Annotated in this window: 20 protein-coding genes and 1 pseudogene; 9 read left to right on the top strand and 12 right to left on the bottom strand. The window is 66.6% G+C overall.

Annotated elements, in window-relative coordinates:
* Window positions 1–57 precede the first annotated feature (57 nt).
* The gene (locus tag ACFPPB_RS06650) at window positions 58–1,293 is read right to left on the bottom strand and encodes a beta-ketoacyl-[acyl-carrier-protein] synthase family protein (RefSeq protein WP_377325602.1); all 1,236 of its coding nucleotides are present in this window, start codon (window positions 1,291–1,293) and stop codon (window positions 58–60) included.
* A complete protein-coding gene (locus tag ACFPPB_RS06655) occupies window positions 1,293–1,565 on the bottom strand; it encodes an acyl carrier protein (protein WP_377325604.1) in 273 nt (90 codons plus the stop codon). Before ACFPPB_RS06655 ends, ACFPPB_RS06650 begins: the two co-directional genes overlap by 1 nt.
* Before the next feature lie 68 nt (window positions 1,566–1,633).
* Here ACFPPB_RS06655 and ACFPPB_RS06660 point away from each other — a divergent pair, with 68 nt between their 5' ends.
* From ACFPPB_RS06660 to ACFPPB_RS06700, 9 genes and pseudogenes are all read left to right on the top strand, one after another.
* The gene (locus ACFPPB_RS06660; protein WP_377325606.1) at window positions 1,634–2,704 is read left to right on the top strand and encodes a peptidogalycan biosysnthesis protein; all 1,071 of its coding nucleotides are present in this window, start codon (window positions 1,634–1,636) and stop codon (window positions 2,702–2,704) included.
* Window positions 2,697–3,575, top strand: coding sequence for an arginase family protein (locus ACFPPB_RS06665; RefSeq protein ID WP_377325608.1), 879 nt, complete (start codon window positions 2,697–2,699; stop codon window positions 3,573–3,575). The genes ACFPPB_RS06660 and ACFPPB_RS06665 overlap by 8 nt, the downstream gene beginning before the upstream one ends.
* Before the next feature lie 74 nt (window positions 3,576–3,649).
* Window positions 3,650–3,916, top strand: a complete 267-nt coding sequence (locus tag ACFPPB_RS06670) for a type II toxin-antitoxin system TacA family antitoxin (protein WP_377325610.1) — start codon at window positions 3,650–3,652, stop codon at window positions 3,914–3,916.
* Between the two features lies 1 nt (window position 3,917).
* Window positions 3,918–4,409: a GNAT family N-acetyltransferase gene (locus ACFPPB_RS06675; protein WP_377325612.1), complete on the top strand. Its 492-nt coding sequence runs from the start codon at window positions 3,918–3,920 to the stop codon at window positions 4,407–4,409.
* A gap of 33 nt (window positions 4,410–4,442) precedes the next feature.
* Window positions 4,443–4,790: a hypothetical protein gene (locus ACFPPB_RS06680; protein WP_377325614.1), complete on the top strand. Its 348-nt coding sequence runs from the start codon at window positions 4,443–4,445 to the stop codon at window positions 4,788–4,790.
* Between the two features lie 33 nt (window positions 4,791–4,823).
* A pseudogene (locus ACFPPB_RS06685) lies at window positions 4,824–5,081 on the top strand (DNA methyltransferase); the annotation flags it as partial.
* Window positions 5,082–5,134: 53 nt separating this feature from the next.
* Window positions 5,135–6,187 (top strand): DNA methyltransferase, encoded by a 1,053-nt coding sequence (locus tag ACFPPB_RS06690; protein WP_377325616.1) that lies wholly within the window; start codon window positions 5,135–5,137, stop codon window positions 6,185–6,187.
* The gene (locus ACFPPB_RS06695) at window positions 6,184–7,173 is read left to right on the top strand and encodes a DEAD/DEAH box helicase family protein (protein WP_377325618.1); all 990 of its coding nucleotides are present in this window, start codon (window positions 6,184–6,186) and stop codon (window positions 7,171–7,173) included. The genes ACFPPB_RS06690 and ACFPPB_RS06695 overlap by 4 nt, the downstream gene beginning before the upstream one ends.
* Window positions 7,115–7,498 (top strand): hypothetical protein, encoded by a 384-nt coding sequence (locus ACFPPB_RS06700; protein WP_377325620.1) that lies wholly within the window; start codon window positions 7,115–7,117, stop codon window positions 7,496–7,498. The genes ACFPPB_RS06695 and ACFPPB_RS06700 overlap by 59 nt, the downstream gene beginning before the upstream one ends.
* Window positions 7,499–7,553: 55 nt before the next feature.
* Here the strand turns inward: ACFPPB_RS06700 and ACFPPB_RS06705 are convergent, their stop codons facing one another.
* The 10 genes from ACFPPB_RS06705 to ACFPPB_RS06750 all read right to left on the bottom strand — a co-directional run bounded on the left by ACFPPB_RS06705 (window position 7,554) and on the right by ACFPPB_RS06750 (window position 17,084).
* On the bottom strand, window positions 7,554–8,765 hold the full coding sequence (locus ACFPPB_RS06705; RefSeq protein ID WP_377325622.1) for a DegT/DnrJ/EryC1/StrS family aminotransferase: 1,212 nt from the start codon (window positions 8,763–8,765) through the stop codon (window positions 7,554–7,556).
* Window positions 8,766–8,785: 20 nt separating this feature from the next.
* Window positions 8,786–9,181, bottom strand: a complete 396-nt coding sequence (locus ACFPPB_RS06710) for a DMT family transporter (RefSeq protein ID WP_377325624.1) — start codon at window positions 9,179–9,181, stop codon at window positions 8,786–8,788.
* Window positions 9,178–9,558, bottom strand: a complete 381-nt coding sequence (locus tag ACFPPB_RS06715) for an EamA family transporter (RefSeq protein ID WP_377325626.1) — start codon at window positions 9,556–9,558, stop codon at window positions 9,178–9,180. Before ACFPPB_RS06715 ends, ACFPPB_RS06710 begins: the two co-directional genes overlap by 4 nt.
* A complete protein-coding gene (locus ACFPPB_RS06720; RefSeq protein ID WP_377325628.1) occupies window positions 9,558–10,394 on the bottom strand; it encodes an alpha/beta hydrolase in 837 nt (278 codons plus the stop codon). Before ACFPPB_RS06720 ends, ACFPPB_RS06715 begins: the two co-directional genes overlap by 1 nt.
* 83 nt (window positions 10,395–10,477) lie before the next feature.
* A complete protein-coding gene (locus tag ACFPPB_RS06725) occupies window positions 10,478–11,461 on the bottom strand; it encodes an efflux RND transporter periplasmic adaptor subunit (protein ID WP_377325630.1) in 984 nt (327 codons plus the stop codon).
* A complete protein-coding gene (locus ACFPPB_RS06730; RefSeq protein ID WP_377325632.1) occupies window positions 11,458–12,213 on the bottom strand; it encodes an ABC transporter ATP-binding protein in 756 nt (251 codons plus the stop codon). Before ACFPPB_RS06730 ends, ACFPPB_RS06725 begins: the two co-directional genes overlap by 4 nt.
* 2 nt (window positions 12,214–12,215) lie before the next feature.
* A complete protein-coding gene (locus tag ACFPPB_RS06735) occupies window positions 12,216–13,346 on the bottom strand; it encodes an ABC transporter permease (protein ID WP_377325634.1) in 1,131 nt (376 codons plus the stop codon).
* On the bottom strand, window positions 13,346–14,806 hold the full coding sequence (locus ACFPPB_RS06740) for an efflux transporter outer membrane subunit (RefSeq protein WP_377325636.1): 1,461 nt from the start codon (window positions 14,804–14,806) through the stop codon (window positions 13,346–13,348). Before ACFPPB_RS06740 ends, ACFPPB_RS06735 begins: the two co-directional genes overlap by 1 nt.
* Window positions 14,807–14,997: 191 nt before the next feature.
* Window positions 14,998–16,398: a sensor histidine kinase gene (locus ACFPPB_RS06745; protein WP_377325638.1), complete on the bottom strand. Its 1,401-nt coding sequence runs from the start codon at window positions 16,396–16,398 to the stop codon at window positions 14,998–15,000.
* Window positions 16,395–17,084: a response regulator gene (locus ACFPPB_RS06750; protein ID WP_377325640.1), complete on the bottom strand. Its 690-nt coding sequence runs from the start codon at window positions 17,082–17,084 to the stop codon at window positions 16,395–16,397. Before ACFPPB_RS06750 ends, ACFPPB_RS06745 begins: the two co-directional genes overlap by 4 nt.
* Window positions 17,085–17,158: the final 74 nt, after the last annotated feature.

Genomic DNA, 17,158 nt, shown 5'->3' on the forward strand with positions numbered 1-17,158 from the left:
TGCGCTCCTACGCGAGCGGTATGGTTGCAGTGCGCCCATGAGTCCGCAGGATCGCCGTTACGGCGCGCGCTTCAGCGCCAGGACCGCGTTGAGTCCGCCGAACGCGAACGAGTTGCTCAGTGCGGCACGCACCGGCATCTCCCGGGCGACATTCGGCACGTAATCGAGATCGCAGGTCGGATCGGCCTTGTCCAGATTCGCGGTGGGCGGCACCACGTTGTCGCGCAACGCACCGACCACCGCCACCAGTTCCAGCGCGCCGGACGCGCCCAGCGCATGGCCATGCATCGACTTGGTCGAGGACACGGCGAGACGATCGGCATGCGCGCCGAACGCCAGGCGGATCGCCTTGGTCTCGGTGACATCGTTGGCGAGCGTGCCGGTGCCGTGGGCGTTGATGTAGTCGACGTCCTCCGCAGCGAGACCGGCGTCGGCGAGCGCCTGGCGCATCGCGCTGGCCGCGCCCTCCGTGCTGGGCATCACGATGTCGGTGGCGTCGGCGGTCATGCCGCTGCCGGCCAGTTCGGCGAGAATGGTCGCGCCGCGCGCCTGGGCATGTTCCAGCGATTCCAGCACGAAGATGCCGGCACCCTCGCCGAGCACCAGGCCGCGCCGATTGATGCTGAACGGGCGGCAGGTGTCGTCGGCCAGTACGCGCATCGCTTCCCACGCGCGCAAGGCGCCATACGTGATGCAGGCTTCGGTGCCGCCGGTGATGGCTGCATCGGCCATGCCGTGGCGGATCATCATGGCGGCCTGGATGATCGCGTGGTTCGCCGAGGCGCAGGCGCTGGCCACCGCATAGGTGGGTCCGCGCAGCCCGTAGGCGATGCTGATCTGGCTGGCCGAGGCGTTGGTCATCAACCGCACGATGGTCAGCGGGTGCGCGCGCTGGGCGTTTTCGGCATAGATACGCCGGCTCTGTTCGTCCTGGGTAGTTTCACCGCCGACGCCGGTGCCGACCACGCACGCCGTGCGCACGCCGAGACCGTTCTGGCGGAAGTCCAGTCCGGATTGCGTGATCGCCTCGCGCGCCGCATGCAGCGCGAATTCCGAGGTGCGGTCGAGCATCGGCAGGGTGCGTTCGTCGATATTCGCCGCCGGATCGAAACTCGCCGGCACCTGGGCGGCGATCTTCACGCGCAGTCGCGCGGCATCCGGATGGAGCAGCGGGCCGATCGCGCTGCGGCCTTCGCGCAGCCCTTGCCACAGCGCCTCGGCACCCACGCCGAGCGGGCTGATCGCGCCCATGCCGGTGATCACCACGCGGCGCATCAGCGGAACCGTGGACATCAGTTCGATCCTTCGCCCGCGGCGGCTTTTTCGTCCAGCGCCTTCTGTACCGCGTCGACCAGGCTCTGCGCCGTGTCGGTGTCGAAGTTGGCGCCTTGCTGGTCCGGAAAGGTGATGTTGAAGTGTTCTTCGATGTCGAAGATCAACTCGATCGCCTCCAGCGAAGCGATGCCCAGGTCCTTCAAGGTGGATTCGGGCTTGATCGTGGCCACGTCGATCTTGGCCTGCTTGGCGATGAGATCGAAAATCTGTTGCTGGGTCGTATCGGTCATGACGAGTAGGCTCCTGGCTGCGCACGACAGTGTTACACATCAACCAGTCTAGGCAGATTTGCTTACTCATGCCTTTCATTTCGCAATTGGAACCGGATGCGCTGCTGGCGCACTTCATGGCGCAGCCCCCGATCGGGTTTGCCGTACAGCTGTCGCCGCAGGGCATGCCGACCTTCGTGGCGCCGTTCGACCTGCTTACCACGGCGGACGACGCCCTGCGCCGTCGGGTGACGCAGCTGCCGCTGTATCGCTGGTGGGGGCGCCTGCTGCGCTGGCGCACGCGCTTCGCCGGGACCACCGTGTCCGAGTACGCGCCGCTGCCCGCAGGCGTGACGCCGGCCGAGCTGGCGCAGGGGTTGAAGGCGGCATACGGGCGCGAGTGCCGGTTGCTGATCGTCAAGGACATCGCGCAGGATTCGCCGCTGCTCGGCGCCGCCGACAACGCGTATGCGCAGGCATTCGCCAGCGCCTGCGAAGCCGAAGGCTATGTGCTGCTCGAAGGCCAGGCCCTGGCCTGGGTGCCGATCGATTTCGCCTCGGGCGACGAGTACCTGGCGCGGCTGTCGTCCGGCCGGCGCAAGAACATCCGGCGCAAGCTGCGCTCCCGCGCCGACCTCGAGGTCGAGGCAGTGCGCACCGGCGACCCGTGCTTCGGCGACGCGGCGACCCTGGCCGCGTTCTATGCGCTGTTCGACAACGTGTATGCACAGAGCGAGATCCACTTCGACCGGCTGAGTGCGGCGTTCTTCCGGGAAGTGCTGCAGGACGGCGGCAGCGGCGGCGTGGTGTTCGTCTATCGGCATGCCGGGCAGATGATCGGCTGGAATCTCTGCTACGAACATGGCGGCAAGCTGATCGACAAATACGTCGGCTTCGCCTATCCGCAGGCGCGCGGGCACAACCTGTACTTCGTCAGCTGGATGCACAATCTCGACTACGCGCGGCAGCGCGGACTGAGCCATTATGTGGCCGGCTGGACCGATCCCGAGGTCAAATCCTTCCTGGGCGCCAGCATGACTTTTACCCGTCATGCGGTATACGCCCGCAATCCGCTGCTGCGCGCGCTGCTGCGCCGGCTCGGCGGTCATTTCGAAAGCGATCGCAACTGGCAGGCGGCCACGGAGGCTACCGATGAATGACCTGGCGAACCGGCCCGTCGTGCTCGACATCGACCAGTCGGTGGGGCCGTTGCCCGGTCGCCTGGTGCTGCCGCTGGCGCACTGGCAGGAATCGGTCCGCTTCGGCTCGTCGCTGGCGACGATGCGGCGCTTCGGCACGATGCTCGACGAGCTGCTGCCGGCCGAGTACGGCACCGTATTCCTGGGCAGCGGCGACTTCCATCACCTGAGCTGGCCGCTGATCGCCCGCCTGCATCCGCGCGCGCCATTCCAGGTCGTGGTACTCGACAACCATCCGGACAACATGCGCTTTCCGTTCGGCGTGCATTGCGGTTCGTGGGTGCGCCGCGTGGCGATGCTGCCGCAGGTCAGCCACGTGCATGTACTCGGCATCACCTCGGCCGATATCGGCGGCGGTCACGCGTGGGAGAACTATCTGACCCCGTTGCGGCGCGGCAAGCTGAGCTACTGGAGCATCGGCGTGGACACCGGCTGGTCGCGCCGGCTTGGGCTGGCGCATGCGTTCCGTGGTTTCGACACGCCCGGGGCGATGGTCGACGCGTTCGTCGAAGCGCAGCGCACGCAGGCGGCGCCGAGCTACCTGTCGATCGACAAGGACGCGTTCTCGCCCGAGGTGGCGCACACCAACTGGGACCAGGGCCGTCTGCTGGCCGATCATGCGCTGGCGTTGATCGGCAGCCTGCGTCACGGCCTGGTCGGCAGCGACATCAACGGCGAGGTTTCGCATTACCGCTACCAGAGCTGGTGGAAGCGCCGGCTATCGGCGATGGACGAGCAGCCCGAGATCGATCCGGCGCAGCTGGCCGGCTGGCAGGCGCAGCAGCATGGGTTGAATCTGCAGCTGCTGGCGGCGATCGCGGCGCGGTCGTGATAGGCCGTCGTCGCTGGACGCATTTTGCAGATTGCCGCCACGTACGGTAGTATTCCGTACAAAAGGAGCCTGCCATGACTGCTGCCGCCCGACTCGATCTTCGCCTGAACCCCACCGACAAAGCCCGCATCAGCCGCGCCGCCGACTTGCGCGGCGTGCCGCTGTCGGCGTTCGTGCGCGACGCGGTGCTGCGCGAGGCTGAGACCGTGATGGCCGCCGAGCTGACTGTCACCCTGTCCGCCGCCGAATCGCGCCGCTTCCTCGACGCACTGGACAAGCCGTTCAAGCCCAACGCTCGCCTGAAAAAGGCGATGGCTGACGCCGCCAAATTGATCCGCTGAGGTGACGTTGCGCTTCACGCTGCTGGATACGCACCAGCACGACCGCAACGGTTTCATCTGTGGCGAACCAACGCTGGACGCCTATCTGCGCGGACAGGCCGGGCAACATCAGCGCGATGGCATCGCCACCACGCATGTACTGGTCGATGATGGCGATGCGGCGCACATTCTTGGCTACTGCAGTCTGGCCGCCGCGCAGACGAACATCGGCGATCTGCAACCGGCGGATCGCAAACGGCTTCCCGCGTATCCCGTGCCCGCCGTGCGCATCGGGCGGCTGGCCGTTTCAAGCGAGGGGCGAGGCAAGGGTTATGGCCGGCTGCTGCTTGGTCATGCCGTGAACGGCGGCATGCAGTTGCGTATCCAGCTCGGCGTGAAGGTGGTGCTGGTAGACGCCCCGAACGAGCGTGCCGCCGCGTTTTACCGCCTGCACGGCTTTCGCGAAACCGCGAACAACGCACTCACGCTGTACCTGCCGCTGGGCAAGGGCTGAACTGGTAACACCAAGGAATCACGCATGCCCGTATTGAACTGGATCGGCAAGGACGCGGTGGTACGCCACCACGAGGAAGTGCCGTTTCGCCTCCTGCACGACGCGCCTGAGTTTTCCATTCTCGTTCGCTCTGAGCGTAGCGGCCCGCAGGGCAGCGAAGTCGAAGGGCACGGTGCCGACAGCGGCAACTTGATCGTCGAAGGCGACAACCTGCTGGCGCTCAAGGCGCTGCTGCCGCACTACGGCGGCCAGGTGAAATGCATCTACATCGATCCGCCGTATAACACCGGCCAAGATGAGCGCGACGACGAGGGCAAGCGCACCGGCTGGATTTACAACGACAACGTCAACAGCCCCGAAATGCGCGAGCGGCTCGGGTGAGTCGTTGGCGCGGAAGCCGAAGACCTCTGCCGCCACGACAAATGGCTTTGCATGATGTACCCGCGGCTCAAATTGTTGAGGCAATTTCTGCGCGACGATGGCGTCATCTTCGCCAGTATCGACGACATCGAGCTGGGCACGTTGCGCATGCTGTCCGACGAGATCTTCGGAAGCAGCAACCGCGTGGGTACGATAGTCTGGAAAAGCGTGACCGACAACAATCCGACCCAGATCGCCAGCGAGCACGAATACGTGTTGTGCTACGCGCGTGACAAAAGCAAGCTGCCCAGGAATGGAAGTCCGCCAGCCTTGCGGTCAAGTTACTTGAAATCGGCGAGCAATTCGTGCGTGAGTACCCCGACCAGGAGCAGCGCCAGACGGCTTACACGCATTGGTACAGAGAAAGTAGATCACAGCTTTGGCCGTTCGAGGATTACAAGTTTATTGACGATGGCGGCATCTACACGGGCATGCGTGCGGTGCACAACCCAGGCAAGGAAGGCTATCGATATGACGTGATCCATCCGGTGACCGGCAACCCCTGTCGGCAACCGATGATGGGCTACCGCTTTCCCGAAGGGACGATGCGCCGGCTAGTGGATGAAGGCCGCATCTTGTTTGGCGACAATGAATCCAAGCTCGTCGAACTGAAGGTCTATGCAAAGGACTATCGGTCGAAGCTATCCAGCCTGTTCGAGTTGGACGGGCGCATCGGCACTAACGAGATCAAGGCCATCTTTCCGGAGAGCAAGCGACCGTTCGACTTTCCCAAGCCCGTCGAGTTGATCGAAGAGTTGCTGAGCTTTACCACCAGCGGGAACGACATTGTGCTGGATTCGTTCGCCGGTTCCGGCACAACGGGCCAAGCGGTGATGACGTTGAATCAGGCGGACGGCCAGCATCGCCGCTTCGTGCTGACGGAAATGAAACCGAGCATTGCGCGTGGAGTCACCTCCGAGCGTATCCGGCGTGTGGTTGAGGGCTACGGTACTGGCAAAGGTGAAGTCCCCGGCCTTGGCGGTGGCTTCCGCTACGCCACGCTCGGCAAGCCACTGTTCGCCGCGAACGGACATATCAACCCCGACGTGCGCTTTGCCGAACTGGCGCGGTTCGTGTGGTTCGTGGAAACCGGCACGCCGCTGGCGGGCAAGGCGCCGGCCTCGCCGCTGCTTGGCGTGCACGCCGGGCGTGCGGTGTATCTGCTCTACAACGGCATCCTCAAGGACAAATCCGCCGGCGGCGGCAATGTATTGACTTCGCCCTTGCTGGACGAGCTACCGCCACATGAAGGGCCGCGGGTGATCTACGGCACGCGCTGCCTGATCAAGCCCGAGCGTTTGCGCCATCTCGGCATCACGTTCAAGCAATTGCCCTACGATCTGAAGGTGACGCGATGAGCCTGCATGACCATTCGTGTCCGGTGCCAGCCGTGCTCAAGACCTACCAATGCCAGGCGCTCGATACCTTCGAGGCATTTCTGCGCCGTTACCGTGACGAAGGCAGCGCGCGCGCCTATGGCGAGATCACCCTGGAACGATTCGGCAGCCGCATCTCGCATCGCGCGCCGCAAGTGCTGGCGGATGACGACATTCCGTGCGTGTGTCTGCGCGTGCCGACCGGCGGCGGCAAGACGTTGATCGGCGGCCATGCGATCCGGCGCGTCAACGATGCATTGCTGGCGGTGGAGCGCAGCCTGACCCTGTGGTTGGTTCCGACCGAGGCGATCCGCGAGCAGACCCTGCGCGCGCTGAAAACGCCCGGCAACCTGCTGCACGATTCGTTGACTGAGCGCCTGGGTGCGTTCGTTGTGCTGACCATCGACGAGGCATTGACCGTGCAGCCCGGCACGCTGGACAGCGCCAACACGATCGTCGTTGCCACGATGCAGTCGTTCAAACAGGACGATACCGGCGGGCTGGCGGTGTACAAGCAGAATGGCGCGTTGATGACGCACTTCGAGGGGCCATTCGCCGCCGGGGCCGGCAACCAGTCGCTGGTGGATGCGTTGCGTCTGCGCCGCCCGTTCGTGATCGTGGACGAGGCGCACAGCGTTGCGCCCGAAGACACTGAGTGTGTGGTTGTCCGGCGCGATGCGTTACCTGCTGGAACAGCGCGGCTTTACCACCGACGAGCTGGCCTACCGCAAGTTCCGCTTGCGCGAAATGCTGGCGCAGCGCTTGAAGCGCGCGCAGCGCAAGTCAATGGCGCAAGGTTTCCTCACGCTGTTGGGCGGCGAGTCGGAACTGAGCGTGGACGACCGCCTGCAGCGCGTGTTCCAGGCCGGACGTTACGCGTGAGATTACCAGTACAACGGGTTCGTTTCGTTGCGTCACCACTTTCTCCCGCAGGTCGGCAACCTCAAGTCCGATGGAGAAGAGTTTGATTGCGCGCAGTTCATCGCCAACGAGCTGGAAGGCGTGGAAAGCTGGATACGCAATGTGGAGCGCAAGCCCGGTTCATTTTCGCTGCCCACGTCATCGGATCGGTTCTATCCCGACTTTCTGATCCGCCTGCAAAACGGCGGCATCGTCGCTGCGGAGTACAAGGGCAAGCATCTTGATGGCCGCGACAGCGACGAGAAGAAACGCCTTGGCGAGTTGTGGGAGCGACGCAGTGGTGGGAGCTGCGCGTTTGCATGGGTTGACCGGCCCAACGATTGGTTGCCGCTCACGAAAGCGCTGGGCCGTTGCGAGACGCGTGCAGGCTGAGCCAGCGGCTGATGCCTTCGCCGACAGTGGCGGGATGCGGATGGCGCGATGCGATTCAGGCGAACGCCGTTTCAAGTACGCCGCAGATCGTTTCGAAGTCGCCGTCGTTCAACCACAGGCTGTTGCTGATGGTCAGGCTGCGCGCGGCAAAGTCGCGTGCATTCGGCACAGCCTGCGTTGGCACGATGTCCCTTAGATAGTCGTAGTCGGGCAGGGCGTGGATGAACAATCGGCTCACGCCGAGCCCTGCCTGCCATAGCTCGGCCAAGGCGGCATCGCGGTGTTGTCGGTCGGGCAGCATCAGCAGGAAAAACGGCCAGGTGCCTCGTGCGTTGGTGGGGTCATCAAGCACTTCGACGCCGTCGATCCGGCGCAGTCGCGGCAACCGCCGTTGTGCTTGCGCGGACAGCTGATCGAGAAACGCCGGCAGGCGGGCGGCGGCATGTGCGCCGACGGCCTGGCGCCAGTGGCCGACGCGGTGCAGCGGTATCGTCAACGGAAAGTCATCGCCCACCGCGGCAACCGGGTCGCCGCGCCGCAGCGCGCGGCGCAGCGGATCGCCGTACGCCAGTCGCAGGCCGCGCGGCCGGTATAACGCGGCATAGGCGAGCAGTTCGATGCTGCGTTTCCATTCCCAGCCGAGGCTGTGCGGCACGATGCGGGCGGCGGTGCGTGCGAGGTGTTCGCGCATGCCGGGATCGCGCGCCAGCAGCAGGCCGCCTTCGTAGATCGACAAGCCCTTGCCGACGGCGAGACTGAAAAACCCCACGTCGCCGGCCAGCCCCACGCTGACGCCGTTGCGGCGCGCACCCAGTGCCTGCGCGGCGTCCTCGATCACGTAGGCGCCGACGCTGCGCGCCGCGGCGAACGCCGCGTCGACGTCGGCGACGCGGCCAGCCAGATGGGTGGGAATGATCGCCAGCGTGCGTTCGTCGCAGGCCGCACGCAAGGCAGTCGCATCCATGTCGTAATGACCGGCGCGCAGATCGCACAGCTGCAATTCGAGTCCAGCCTGCTGCACGGCGATCGCCACCAGTGGACAGGTGAACGCGGGAATCACGACGCGCCGGCGTTGCGGCTGCAGTTCGCGCAGCGTCGTCAGCGTGATCAGCAGCGCGGCAGTGCCGGAACATTCCAGTTGCAGCGGCGGCGTGCCCAGCTGCGCGGCGATGCCGGCGGCCAGGGTCGCCGCACCCGGACACAGGTCGGTCAGTCGCAACGGCAGGCCGGCGGTGGGTGGCAGTTCGTGGAGGCGGCGGGGCAGCATGCGCGCAGCTTAGCCGGTGCTCAGGCTTCGGCGTGTTCCGGTGGATGTTCGCGGCTCTCGGCCATGCCCAGGCAGACGATGCCGGCGATGATCGCGATCGCGCCCAGTACGCGGGCGACGTTGAGGTGCTCGTCGAACAGCCACACGGACAGCAGCATCACCGACACCACTTCCAGATGCGAGGCGGCGAAGGCGGGGCCGATCGGCGCGTGCTTGAGCAAGGCCATCCAGGTGAAGAACGCGCCGATATAGCCGATCACCGCGCCGTAGACCCACGGTTGGCCGAACACGCGCAACACCCATTCGAGGCTGGCAGCGACCGGCAGCGCCTGCGTGCCGGCGTACTTGAAGCTGATCTGGGCGAGGGTATCGAAACCCATCAGCAACAGGAAACCGAACAGATAGAAGCGTTTCATCCGCCGACTCCCACGATCACCACGCCAAGCGTCACCAGCAAGATGCCGGCGACCCGCAGCCGGGTCAGTTTCTCGCCGAACAGGAAACGCCCGGCGACCATGATCGCGACGATGTTGATCGAGCCCAGCAGCACGCCTTCGGACAGCGGGACCAGAGACAGGAACGCGATCCACACCAGAAATTCGATCACGTAGCTGGCGACGCCCAGCCACAGCCACGGTCGCGAGGCCATGTGCTTCCAGCGCGCCAGGCCGTCACCGGCCGCCTCGTCGCCTGCGGCCGCCTTGAACGCCAGCTGGCCGCCGGTGTCGAGCACGATGTTGAGCAGCCACAGGCCTGCCACCAGGCTGGAGATGGAACCCTCCGCCGGCATCATCAGGCAGCGATGCGCTGCGTGCCGTTGGACGCGGCGATGTCGTCGAAGAACGCGGCCGAGCGATCGATCAAGGTGCGGCGTTCCCGGTCGATCGTGATCATGTGGTAGCTGTCCTCGAGCAGCAGCAGCTCGGCCGGCGCGCTGACTTCGCGCATCACGAGTTCGGCATTTTTCAGGCTGGCGACGTCGTCTTCGCTGGCGTGCGCGACCAGGCACGGTGCGGTCACCTGCCGCAGCTGGCTGCGCACCTCGGCGGCGAGGTGGTACATCTCGGCCAGCGAGTACCACGGGTTGCCGGGCAGGCCGGCGGCGGCGCTGTCGCCGCTGAGCATCGCCGTGCTGACCTGCGCGCGCAGGCGCTCGTCGCGGATGCCGTACGGCGGTTGTTCCATGAAGCTGAAGTTGCGGCCGATACCGAGCTTCTTCAGCAGCGGCAGCATGAATGACAGTCGCGCCGCCCACGGAATGCTCCAGCCGTCATAACGGAAGGTGGCGCCATACACGCCGACACCCGCGACCTGTTGCGGCCGATCCGCCGCCAGCTTGAGCGCCAGCAGGGCGCCCATCGACAGTCCGCCGACAAACAGGTGGTCGACCTTTTCCAGCATCTCGTCGGCGGCTTTCTCGACGCTGGCGTACCAGTCGCGCCAGCCGGTGGCGAGCAGGTCCTCGACGTTGCCGCAGTGGCCGGCCAGCTGCATGCCATGCACGGTGAAGCCGGCACGGTTCAGGCCCTTGCCGAGCAAGCGCATTTCCATCGGCGTGCCGGTCAGGCCGTGGATCAGCAGCACGCCGCTGCGCCCACCCTCGAAGAAGAAATCAGTTTGCTGGATCACGCGGTGGCCCTGTTCGGTGAAACCGCGGCGGTTCGCTGGCCGCGGTTCTTCATGGGGCATAAGCATCGCAGAAGGCGGTTTCTTCAGCCTTTCGGCGCGGTACGGGGCAGTGCCGAGGTGGCGCCGAAGCGCACGATCACGCGCTGGCCGATGCGCAGGTTCCGGGTTTGGTCGGAGGTGGGCTGGTCGAATGCCAGTACGCATTCCACCGTGCGTGCGTTGGCGCGCACCTGCGGGTCGTTTTCCAGCGTGGCCGGGCCATACACCTGGCCGATGCGCAGCACGTGCGCGCTCCAGTGGGTATCGTCGCGGCCGTTGTCGGGCACCACCTCGGCAGGCATGTCCGGCTTGATCACGCCGACGAAACTGTCGTTGAGCTCCGCCCGGACGATCCGCGGTTTCTGCGGCAGCAAGGTGAACAACGGGCCGGACGTGGGCGATACGCTGGCACCGGGTTGTGCCGACATCTGCACCACGTCGGCGTCGAACGGCGCGAGCAGGCTGCGCTGCTTCAACTCGTAGCGGGCTTCGTCCAGTTTCTGGCTGGCCATGCTCAGCGCCGCGCGGGTGCTCAGCTGTTCGGCGTCGAGCTGGGCCGCCGCTTCGCTTGCGTCATCGGCGCTCTGGCCGTCGCCGGCGCCCGCGGCGACAGCGGCGGTCAGCCGCTGCGCACGCTGCTTCGCCGCCGCCTGTTTGACCGCAAGCAATTTCAGCTGCGCCTGTACCTGTTCCAACTGCGCCTGGGCGGCTTCGACGGCCAGCGTGGCCGGCCGGGTGTCCAGCGCGGCGAGCAACTGACCCTGCTTGACGTGGTCGCCTTCATGTACGGCGACCTTGGCAAGCGTCCCTTCGCGCGGCATCGACAGCGTCAGCAAGCCCCCTTCGATGTCGACCTTGCCGCGCGCCACGGCGGCGTAAGTGGCGGGCGGTGCGGCCGTATTGGCCGATTCGTCAGCGGATCGGGAGCAGGCGGCCAGCAGGCACGCCAGCGTCAGCGCGATGCCGCCAAGCCGGATCAGCCGCGGGCCGGATGCGTGTCGCGGCGTGGGAGATGCGGGCGACTTCATGACGGGGTTTCCTTGTTGTCGACGAGCGGTGCGCGGGTGCGCCGGTCGCTCAGAATGCGGCCATCTTCCATCGCCAGGACGCGGTCGGCGTGGACGACCAGGCGCGGATCGTGGCTGACGCACAACACGGTGGTGCCGTGGGTGTGGGCGATCCGGTGCAGGATGTCGATGATCATCTGGCCATTGGCGGCGTCCAGCGCGCTGGTCGGTTCGTCGGCGAACAGCAGCTCCGGCTCCTTGGCCAGCGCGCGCGCGATCGCCACGCGCTGCTTTTCGCCGCCGGACAGCTCGGACGGCCGCAAGCGCGTGCGATGCGCCAGGCCGACTTCCTCCAGCGACTGCTGCGCGCGGCGACGGGCCTCTTCGCGCGACAAACCCATGTGATTCAACGGCAATTCGACCTGCTCGAACGCGCTCAGTGCGGGGAACAGGTTGAAGCCCTGGAACACGAAGCCGGTGTGCTGCAGGCGGAAGCGTTCCAGCGCGCGCAGGTCGAGCTGGCCCAGCTCGCTGCCGAGCGCCTGCACGCGGCCGCTGTCGACCTTCTGCAGTCCGCTGAGTATGGCCAGCAAAGTACTCTTGCCGCAGCCGGAAGGACCGGAGATCAGGGTCAGTTCGCCGGCGTCGATGTCCAGCGTGAGGCCATCCAGCACCTGGGTGTGCTGCTGGCCCGAAACGAACGCCTTGCGGATGTTTTCCGCCCGCAGAGCGGGCGTGTGCAAAGGGACGGTGGCGGCGGCGGGATGGGTCACGATCACCTCAGCAACGTGGCCGGATCGGCGCGGCGCAGGCTGCGCATCGCGGCCAGCCCGGAGACCGCGGCTAGCCCCATGACTAGGACGATGCAGCCCAGTGCCGCCGGCACGTTCAGCACCACCGGCACGTCCTGGCTGCGCGCCAGCATCATCAGCACGATGCCGAGCGCGCTGGCGCCGAGCAGGCCCAGCGCACCGACCCAGAATGCCTGCTCCAGCACCACCCGGCGCAAGGCTGCCACGCCCACGCCGAGCGCGTTGAGGGTGGCGTACTCGCGCACCGAGCCGTTGACCGCCGCGATCAGTGTCTGGCTGGTGATTACCGCACCGACCAGGAACACGATGCCCGCCAGGAACAGCACACCGGCGCCGGCGCCGGTATCGAACAGCCAGTACAGCACCGAGAGCCGCGCAAAATCGGCGGCGCTCCAGGTTGTGTAGGGGCCGAACGCGGTATCGCCGCGCAGGCGCGCGGCGACCGCATCGGCCTGGGACGGATCGCGCAGCTTGGCGACCAGATAGGTCGGACCACTGTCGGTCGGATCGTCATTCAGCCGCCGCGCCGTATCCAGCGAGCACAGCACGTTGACGCCGCCCAGCGCGCGCAGGCCGCTGCTGATGCCGACCACACGCACCGGATGGCCGTTGATGGTGGCGGTCTGGCCGATGGCGACGCCGAGCTGGTCCAGCACGGAGCGATCGACGACGACGGCGTCCGGCTCCGCCAGCCGCGCGCGCAGGCCGGCCGGCAATGCCTTGGAGAACATCAGCCCATGGGGACTCGGATCGATGCCGGAGACGAACACCGAAACGCCGCCGGTTTCACCGGGACCGCGCCAGTCGCCGTCGACCCAGATGTACGGTTCGACCCGTTCTACCGCCGGATCCATCAGCACATGCGATTCCACGTCGGCACTGATCGTGCGGCCGGAGCCCACGCTCTGAGTGCCGGGATAACCCACCCAGACATCGGCCGACGAACCGGTGATGTACAAGCTGGTGCTGCCGAAGATGCCCAGCACCAGGGCGATCTGCAGCAATTGCAGCAGACCGGCGAAGCCCACCGCCAGCATGGCCGGCAGAAAGCGCCGCCATTCATAGATCAATGTCTTGCGCGCCAGGGCGACCATCAGCGGCGCGCTCCGTCGGGGGCCGTTGCATTCCGTTGCGTATCCGTCCCGGCTGCCGCGGCCGTCGCCGGCAACGGCGCGCCGCCAAGCGCCTTGAACAGCGCCACGTAGGCCAGGTTGTGTCCGGCCCGGGCATCGGTCAATTCGATGGCGGCCTGATCGGCGGCTATGCGGGCCTCGGCGACATCGAGCGGACTGCCCAGTCGCAGGCTCACGCGCATTTGCGCGGCCTGGTCCACATGTCGCAGCGCCTGCCATGCCTGCAGGCTGTGCTGTTCGCGCTGCTGCTGTTGCTGCACGGCGCCGAGTGCGGTCTCCACCTCGGCCACCCCTTGCAGCACCGCTTGCCGGTAAGCCAGCACGCTGGCTTTCAACTCGTGATCCTTCGCGTTCTTGGCGGCCATCCGGATACCCCAGTCGAACAAGGGGATATTGAGTTCCGGCCCCACCGAGACGATCGAGTTGGGGGTGTTGGCAAATCTGTGGTTGTTGTCGATGTCGGTGGACCAGTCGATCGAGCCGCCGAGGCCGACGCTGGGAAACAGATCGGCATGGGCCAGCGCCAGTGCGCCGGCGGCCTGCAGCACGTCCGCCTCGGCACGGGCGATCTCCGGGCGTGTGCGCACCAGATCGGCCGGTGCGCTGTCCAGTTGCCATGCGCCCAGTTCGGGCGGGGTGCCCGGTTGCAGCCAGGCGGCATCGGGCTGGTTCTGGCCTAGCAGCATGGCCAGCCGCTGGGCGCTGGCGGTAATGGCCTGCCGGGGCGCCGCCAGAGCGGCAGTGGATTGCGCGAGTGCGGCCTGTGCCTGATCCACCGTGCTGGATGCCGCCAGCTGCAGACGCTGGCGCACTTGCTGCAGCTGCCATTCGTGCTCACGGGCCTGGTTGATCCGCAACAGCAGTTGCTCCTGCCGCTGCGCGCTGCGCAACTCGATCCATTCGCGTACGACCTCGGCGACCAGCGAGACCTGCGCGGCGCGCAGATCGGCGGTACCCGCGTCCAGCGCGCCACGCGCTTCGCGGCGGGTGCCTTCGGCCCGGCCGAACAGGCCCAGTTCCCAGCTGGCGTCGAAGCCGACCAACTGGTAGGAGGCGCTTGCGCTCGGTTCGACCACGTCGTTGGTGCTGACGCGCAGCGATGGCAGGTAGCGCGCCTGAGCCCGGTCGTGCAGCGCGCGCACGGCGCGCAGTCGCTCGACGGCCTGCGCCACATCGAGATTGCTGGCCAGGGCACGGTCGACCAGCGCATCCAGTTCGGTATCGCCGAAGGCATGCCACCAGCCATGCAGATCGGTCGGCTTGGCGGGATCCGAGGCTATCGCATGTTGCCATTGGGCGGGCACGGGTGGTGCCAGTTTGGGCAGGGGTGCGGCGCAACCGGCCAGCCCGGCGAGCGCGCTGCCGAGGAGGCAAGCGCGTAGCCGGTTAGCGGAAGGTGCCTTGCTCAGTCGAAGTGGCACGTATGCATTTCCATGGTGTTGCTCCGGCGCTGGCATATCCGTCGGCTCTCGGTGGAGGCCCTCGCACGTCGTTGTCGCGTTCGGACCTTCGCCTATTCTGACGGTAGTAGGCGGGATAGCAAAGCCGCGCCGGCAAGATGTGAAAGTGGCATGCGGCGAAGGCATGCGGATTGTTTTCGATCACGAACAGTTCACGTCGGGTGCATGGGCGCTGCAGACGGAGGCGGGAAGCGCACCTCCACGATAAGCCCATGTTCCTCGGCCAGCCGGTAAATCACCCCGGCGTGATGTCGTTCGGCAATCCGCTGGACGATCGCCAGTCCCAGCCCACTGCCTTCCTCGCCGTTGTCGGCGGCGCGGAAAAAACGCTCGTGCAGGCGCGGCAGCAATTCGGGCGGCACGCCGGGTCCGTTGTCCTCGACGCTGAGGCTGGCGCCGCCATCGGCACGTGCCTGCAGGTTGACGGTGACGGTACTGCCGCGACCGGCGTATCGCACGGCGTTGTCGATCAGGTTGTCCAGCATATCCAGCACGCTGGCCGCGTCGCCATCGATGTACAGCGGTCGGGTGACGCCCTCGTAGCCGAGATCGATCCCGGCGCGGATCGCCTCGTGGATACGTTGAGCCACCGCTTCGGGGATCATCCGGCCCAGGTCGAGCAGGCCCCGCTCTTCGTGGTCCAGCGGCGCCGCCTGGGCTCGGGTCAGCGCCAGCAGTTGCGACGAGGTGCGCGCCGCGCGCTGCGTCAGGCGCTGGATGTGGACTAGCGCATCGGCCACCGTTTCGGGCCGCGGATCGGCGCGCGCGCGGTCGACATGCAGGCTCAACCCGGTCAGCGGCGTACGCAGCTGATGGGCGGCATCGGCGATGAAACGGTCGTGCAGGGCCAGCATGCCGCGCAGGCGGCCGAACAACGCGTCGATGGTGCGTGTCAGCGGCTGGATTTCCTGCGGCACGTCGGGGCCGTCGATCGGCGTCAGTTCATGCGAGCGGCCTGCCAGCCGGGCCGTCAGCGGATCGAGCACGCGCAGGCCGCGGCTCACTCCGAACCAGACCAGCGACAGCACGCAGACGATCAGCAGGGTCTGCATCAGGATCGCCAGCAACAGGATCTCGCGCGCTTGTTCGTGTCGGTCGCGCAAGGTTTCGGCGACAGTGACGATCAGGCTGTCACCGGGGTCGTGGGGCGCCGTGGTGCGGACCGTCGCCACGCGCAGACTGTGCTTGTCGAGCTTGCTGTCGTACAGCCGCGGTGCGGTACCTAGCGGGGGAGCCTGCGCCAGCCGCGGCAGTTGCCCGTTGCCGGCCATCAGCCCGCGTCGCGCGCTGACTATGCTGAAGTAACTGCGGCCAACCGGATCGTACTCGAGCAGGAATCGCGCCTGCGGAGTCAGTTCGCTGCCGAGCTGGTTGTTGCCGAGCATCTTCGCCACGGTGAGCGCATCGTCGCTGAGGTCGCGGTCGTGCACCCGGTTGGCATAGGTCAGCGCCACGCCATAGGTCAGCAACGCGTCCAGCAACAGCAGAGCCGCCATCGGAATCAGCAGGAAGATCAGCAGGCGGCGACGCAGGCTGGGGCGCCGGCGGCTCATGCGGCGTCGCCCGCGGGTTCCGCCACTTCTTCCAGCAAATAGCCAAGGCCGCGGATCGTGCGCACGCCCGTGCCGCTGCCTTGCAGCTTGCGGCGCAGGCGGTGAATCGCGATGTCCAGGCCGTTGTCGGTCAGCTCCTGATCCCAGTCGCACAGCGCCTCGACCAGCTGGGCGCGGCTGGTGACGCGGTCGGCGCGCAGTGCCAGCGCTTCCAGCAGGCTGAATTCGCGCGCGGTCAGCTCCAGTGGAGACCGATCGATCCACGCGCGGTGTCCGGGCAGGTCCAGCCGCAGCCGGCCCAGCTCCAGCTCGGGCTTGCCCTGGCTGCTGGCCCGGCGCAGCAGCGCACGCACGCGCGCCTCGAACTCGGCCAGCGCGAAGGGCTTCACCAGATAATCATCGGCACCCAGGTCGAGCACGCGGATGCGTTCGGGCAAACCGTCGCGGGCGGTCACCACCAGCACCGGCATCACCGTGCCGCGACTGCGCAGCCGGCGCAGCACCTCGCTGCCGTCGAGCGAAGGCAGGCCGAGGTCCAGTACCAGCAGGTCATAGTCGTGATCGCGCAGGGCCGTGTCGGCCAGGCTGCCGCTGGTCACATGGTCCACGGCGTGCCCACCGTGCCGCAGCGATGCGCAAATCGCGCCGGCGATGGAAGGGTCGTCTTCGGCCAGCAAAATACGCATGGTGGATCAGGAGCTCCGCATGGGTGTGATGGCCGACGCCGGCAACAGGCCTTGGCCGGGATGGATTCTACTGG

Source organism: Rhodanobacter terrae, assembly GCF_042657005.1.
Lineage (GTDB): Bacteria > Pseudomonadota > Gammaproteobacteria > Xanthomonadales > Rhodanobacteraceae > Rhodanobacter > Rhodanobacter terrae.

Excerpts from the sequence above, each read along its gene's own strand:
- ACFPPB_RS06650 (WP_377325602.1), bottom strand. The coding sequence starts at position 1,293 with ATGTCCACGGTTCCGCTGATGCGCCGCGTGGTGATCACCGGCATGGGC.
- ACFPPB_RS06655 (WP_377325604.1), bottom strand. The coding sequence starts at position 1,565 with ATGACCGATACGACCCAGCAACAGATTTTCGATCTCATCGCCAAGCAG.
- ACFPPB_RS06660 (WP_377325606.1), top strand. The coding sequence starts at position 1,634 with ATGCCTTTCATTTCGCAATTGGAACCGGATGCGCTGCTGGCGCACTTC.
- ACFPPB_RS06665 (WP_377325608.1), top strand. The coding sequence starts at position 2,697 with ATGAATGACCTGGCGAACCGGCCCGTCGTGCTCGACATCGACCAGTCG.
- ACFPPB_RS06670 (WP_377325610.1), top strand. The coding sequence starts at position 3,650 with ATGACTGCTGCCGCCCGACTCGATCTTCGCCTGAACCCCACCGACAAA.
- ACFPPB_RS06695 (WP_377325618.1), top strand. The coding sequence starts at position 6,184 with ATGAGCCTGCATGACCATTCGTGTCCGGTGCCAGCCGTGCTCAAGACC.
- ACFPPB_RS06705 (WP_377325622.1), bottom strand. The coding sequence starts at position 8,765 with ATGCTGCCCCGCCGCCTCCACGAACTGCCACCCACCGCCGGCCTGCCG.
- ACFPPB_RS06710 (WP_377325624.1), bottom strand. The coding sequence starts at position 9,181 with ATGAAACGCTTCTATCTGTTCGGTTTCCTGTTGCTGATGGGTTTCGAT.
- ACFPPB_RS06715 (WP_377325626.1), bottom strand. The coding sequence starts at position 9,558 with ATGATGCCGGCGGAGGGTTCCATCTCCAGCCTGGTGGCAGGCCTGTGG.
- ACFPPB_RS06725 (WP_377325630.1), bottom strand. The coding sequence starts at position 11,461 with ATGAAGTCGCCCGCATCTCCCACGCCGCGACACGCATCCGGCCCGCGG.
- ACFPPB_RS06735 (WP_377325634.1), bottom strand. The coding sequence starts at position 13,346 with ATGGTCGCCCTGGCGCGCAAGACATTGATCTATGAATGGCGGCGCTTT.
- ACFPPB_RS06745 (WP_377325638.1), bottom strand. The coding sequence starts at position 16,398 with ATGAGCCGCCGGCGCCCCAGCCTGCGTCGCCGCCTGCTGATCTTCCTG.
- ACFPPB_RS06750 (WP_377325640.1), bottom strand. The coding sequence starts at position 17,084 with ATGCGTATTTTGCTGGCCGAAGACGACCCTTCCATCGCCGGCGCGATT.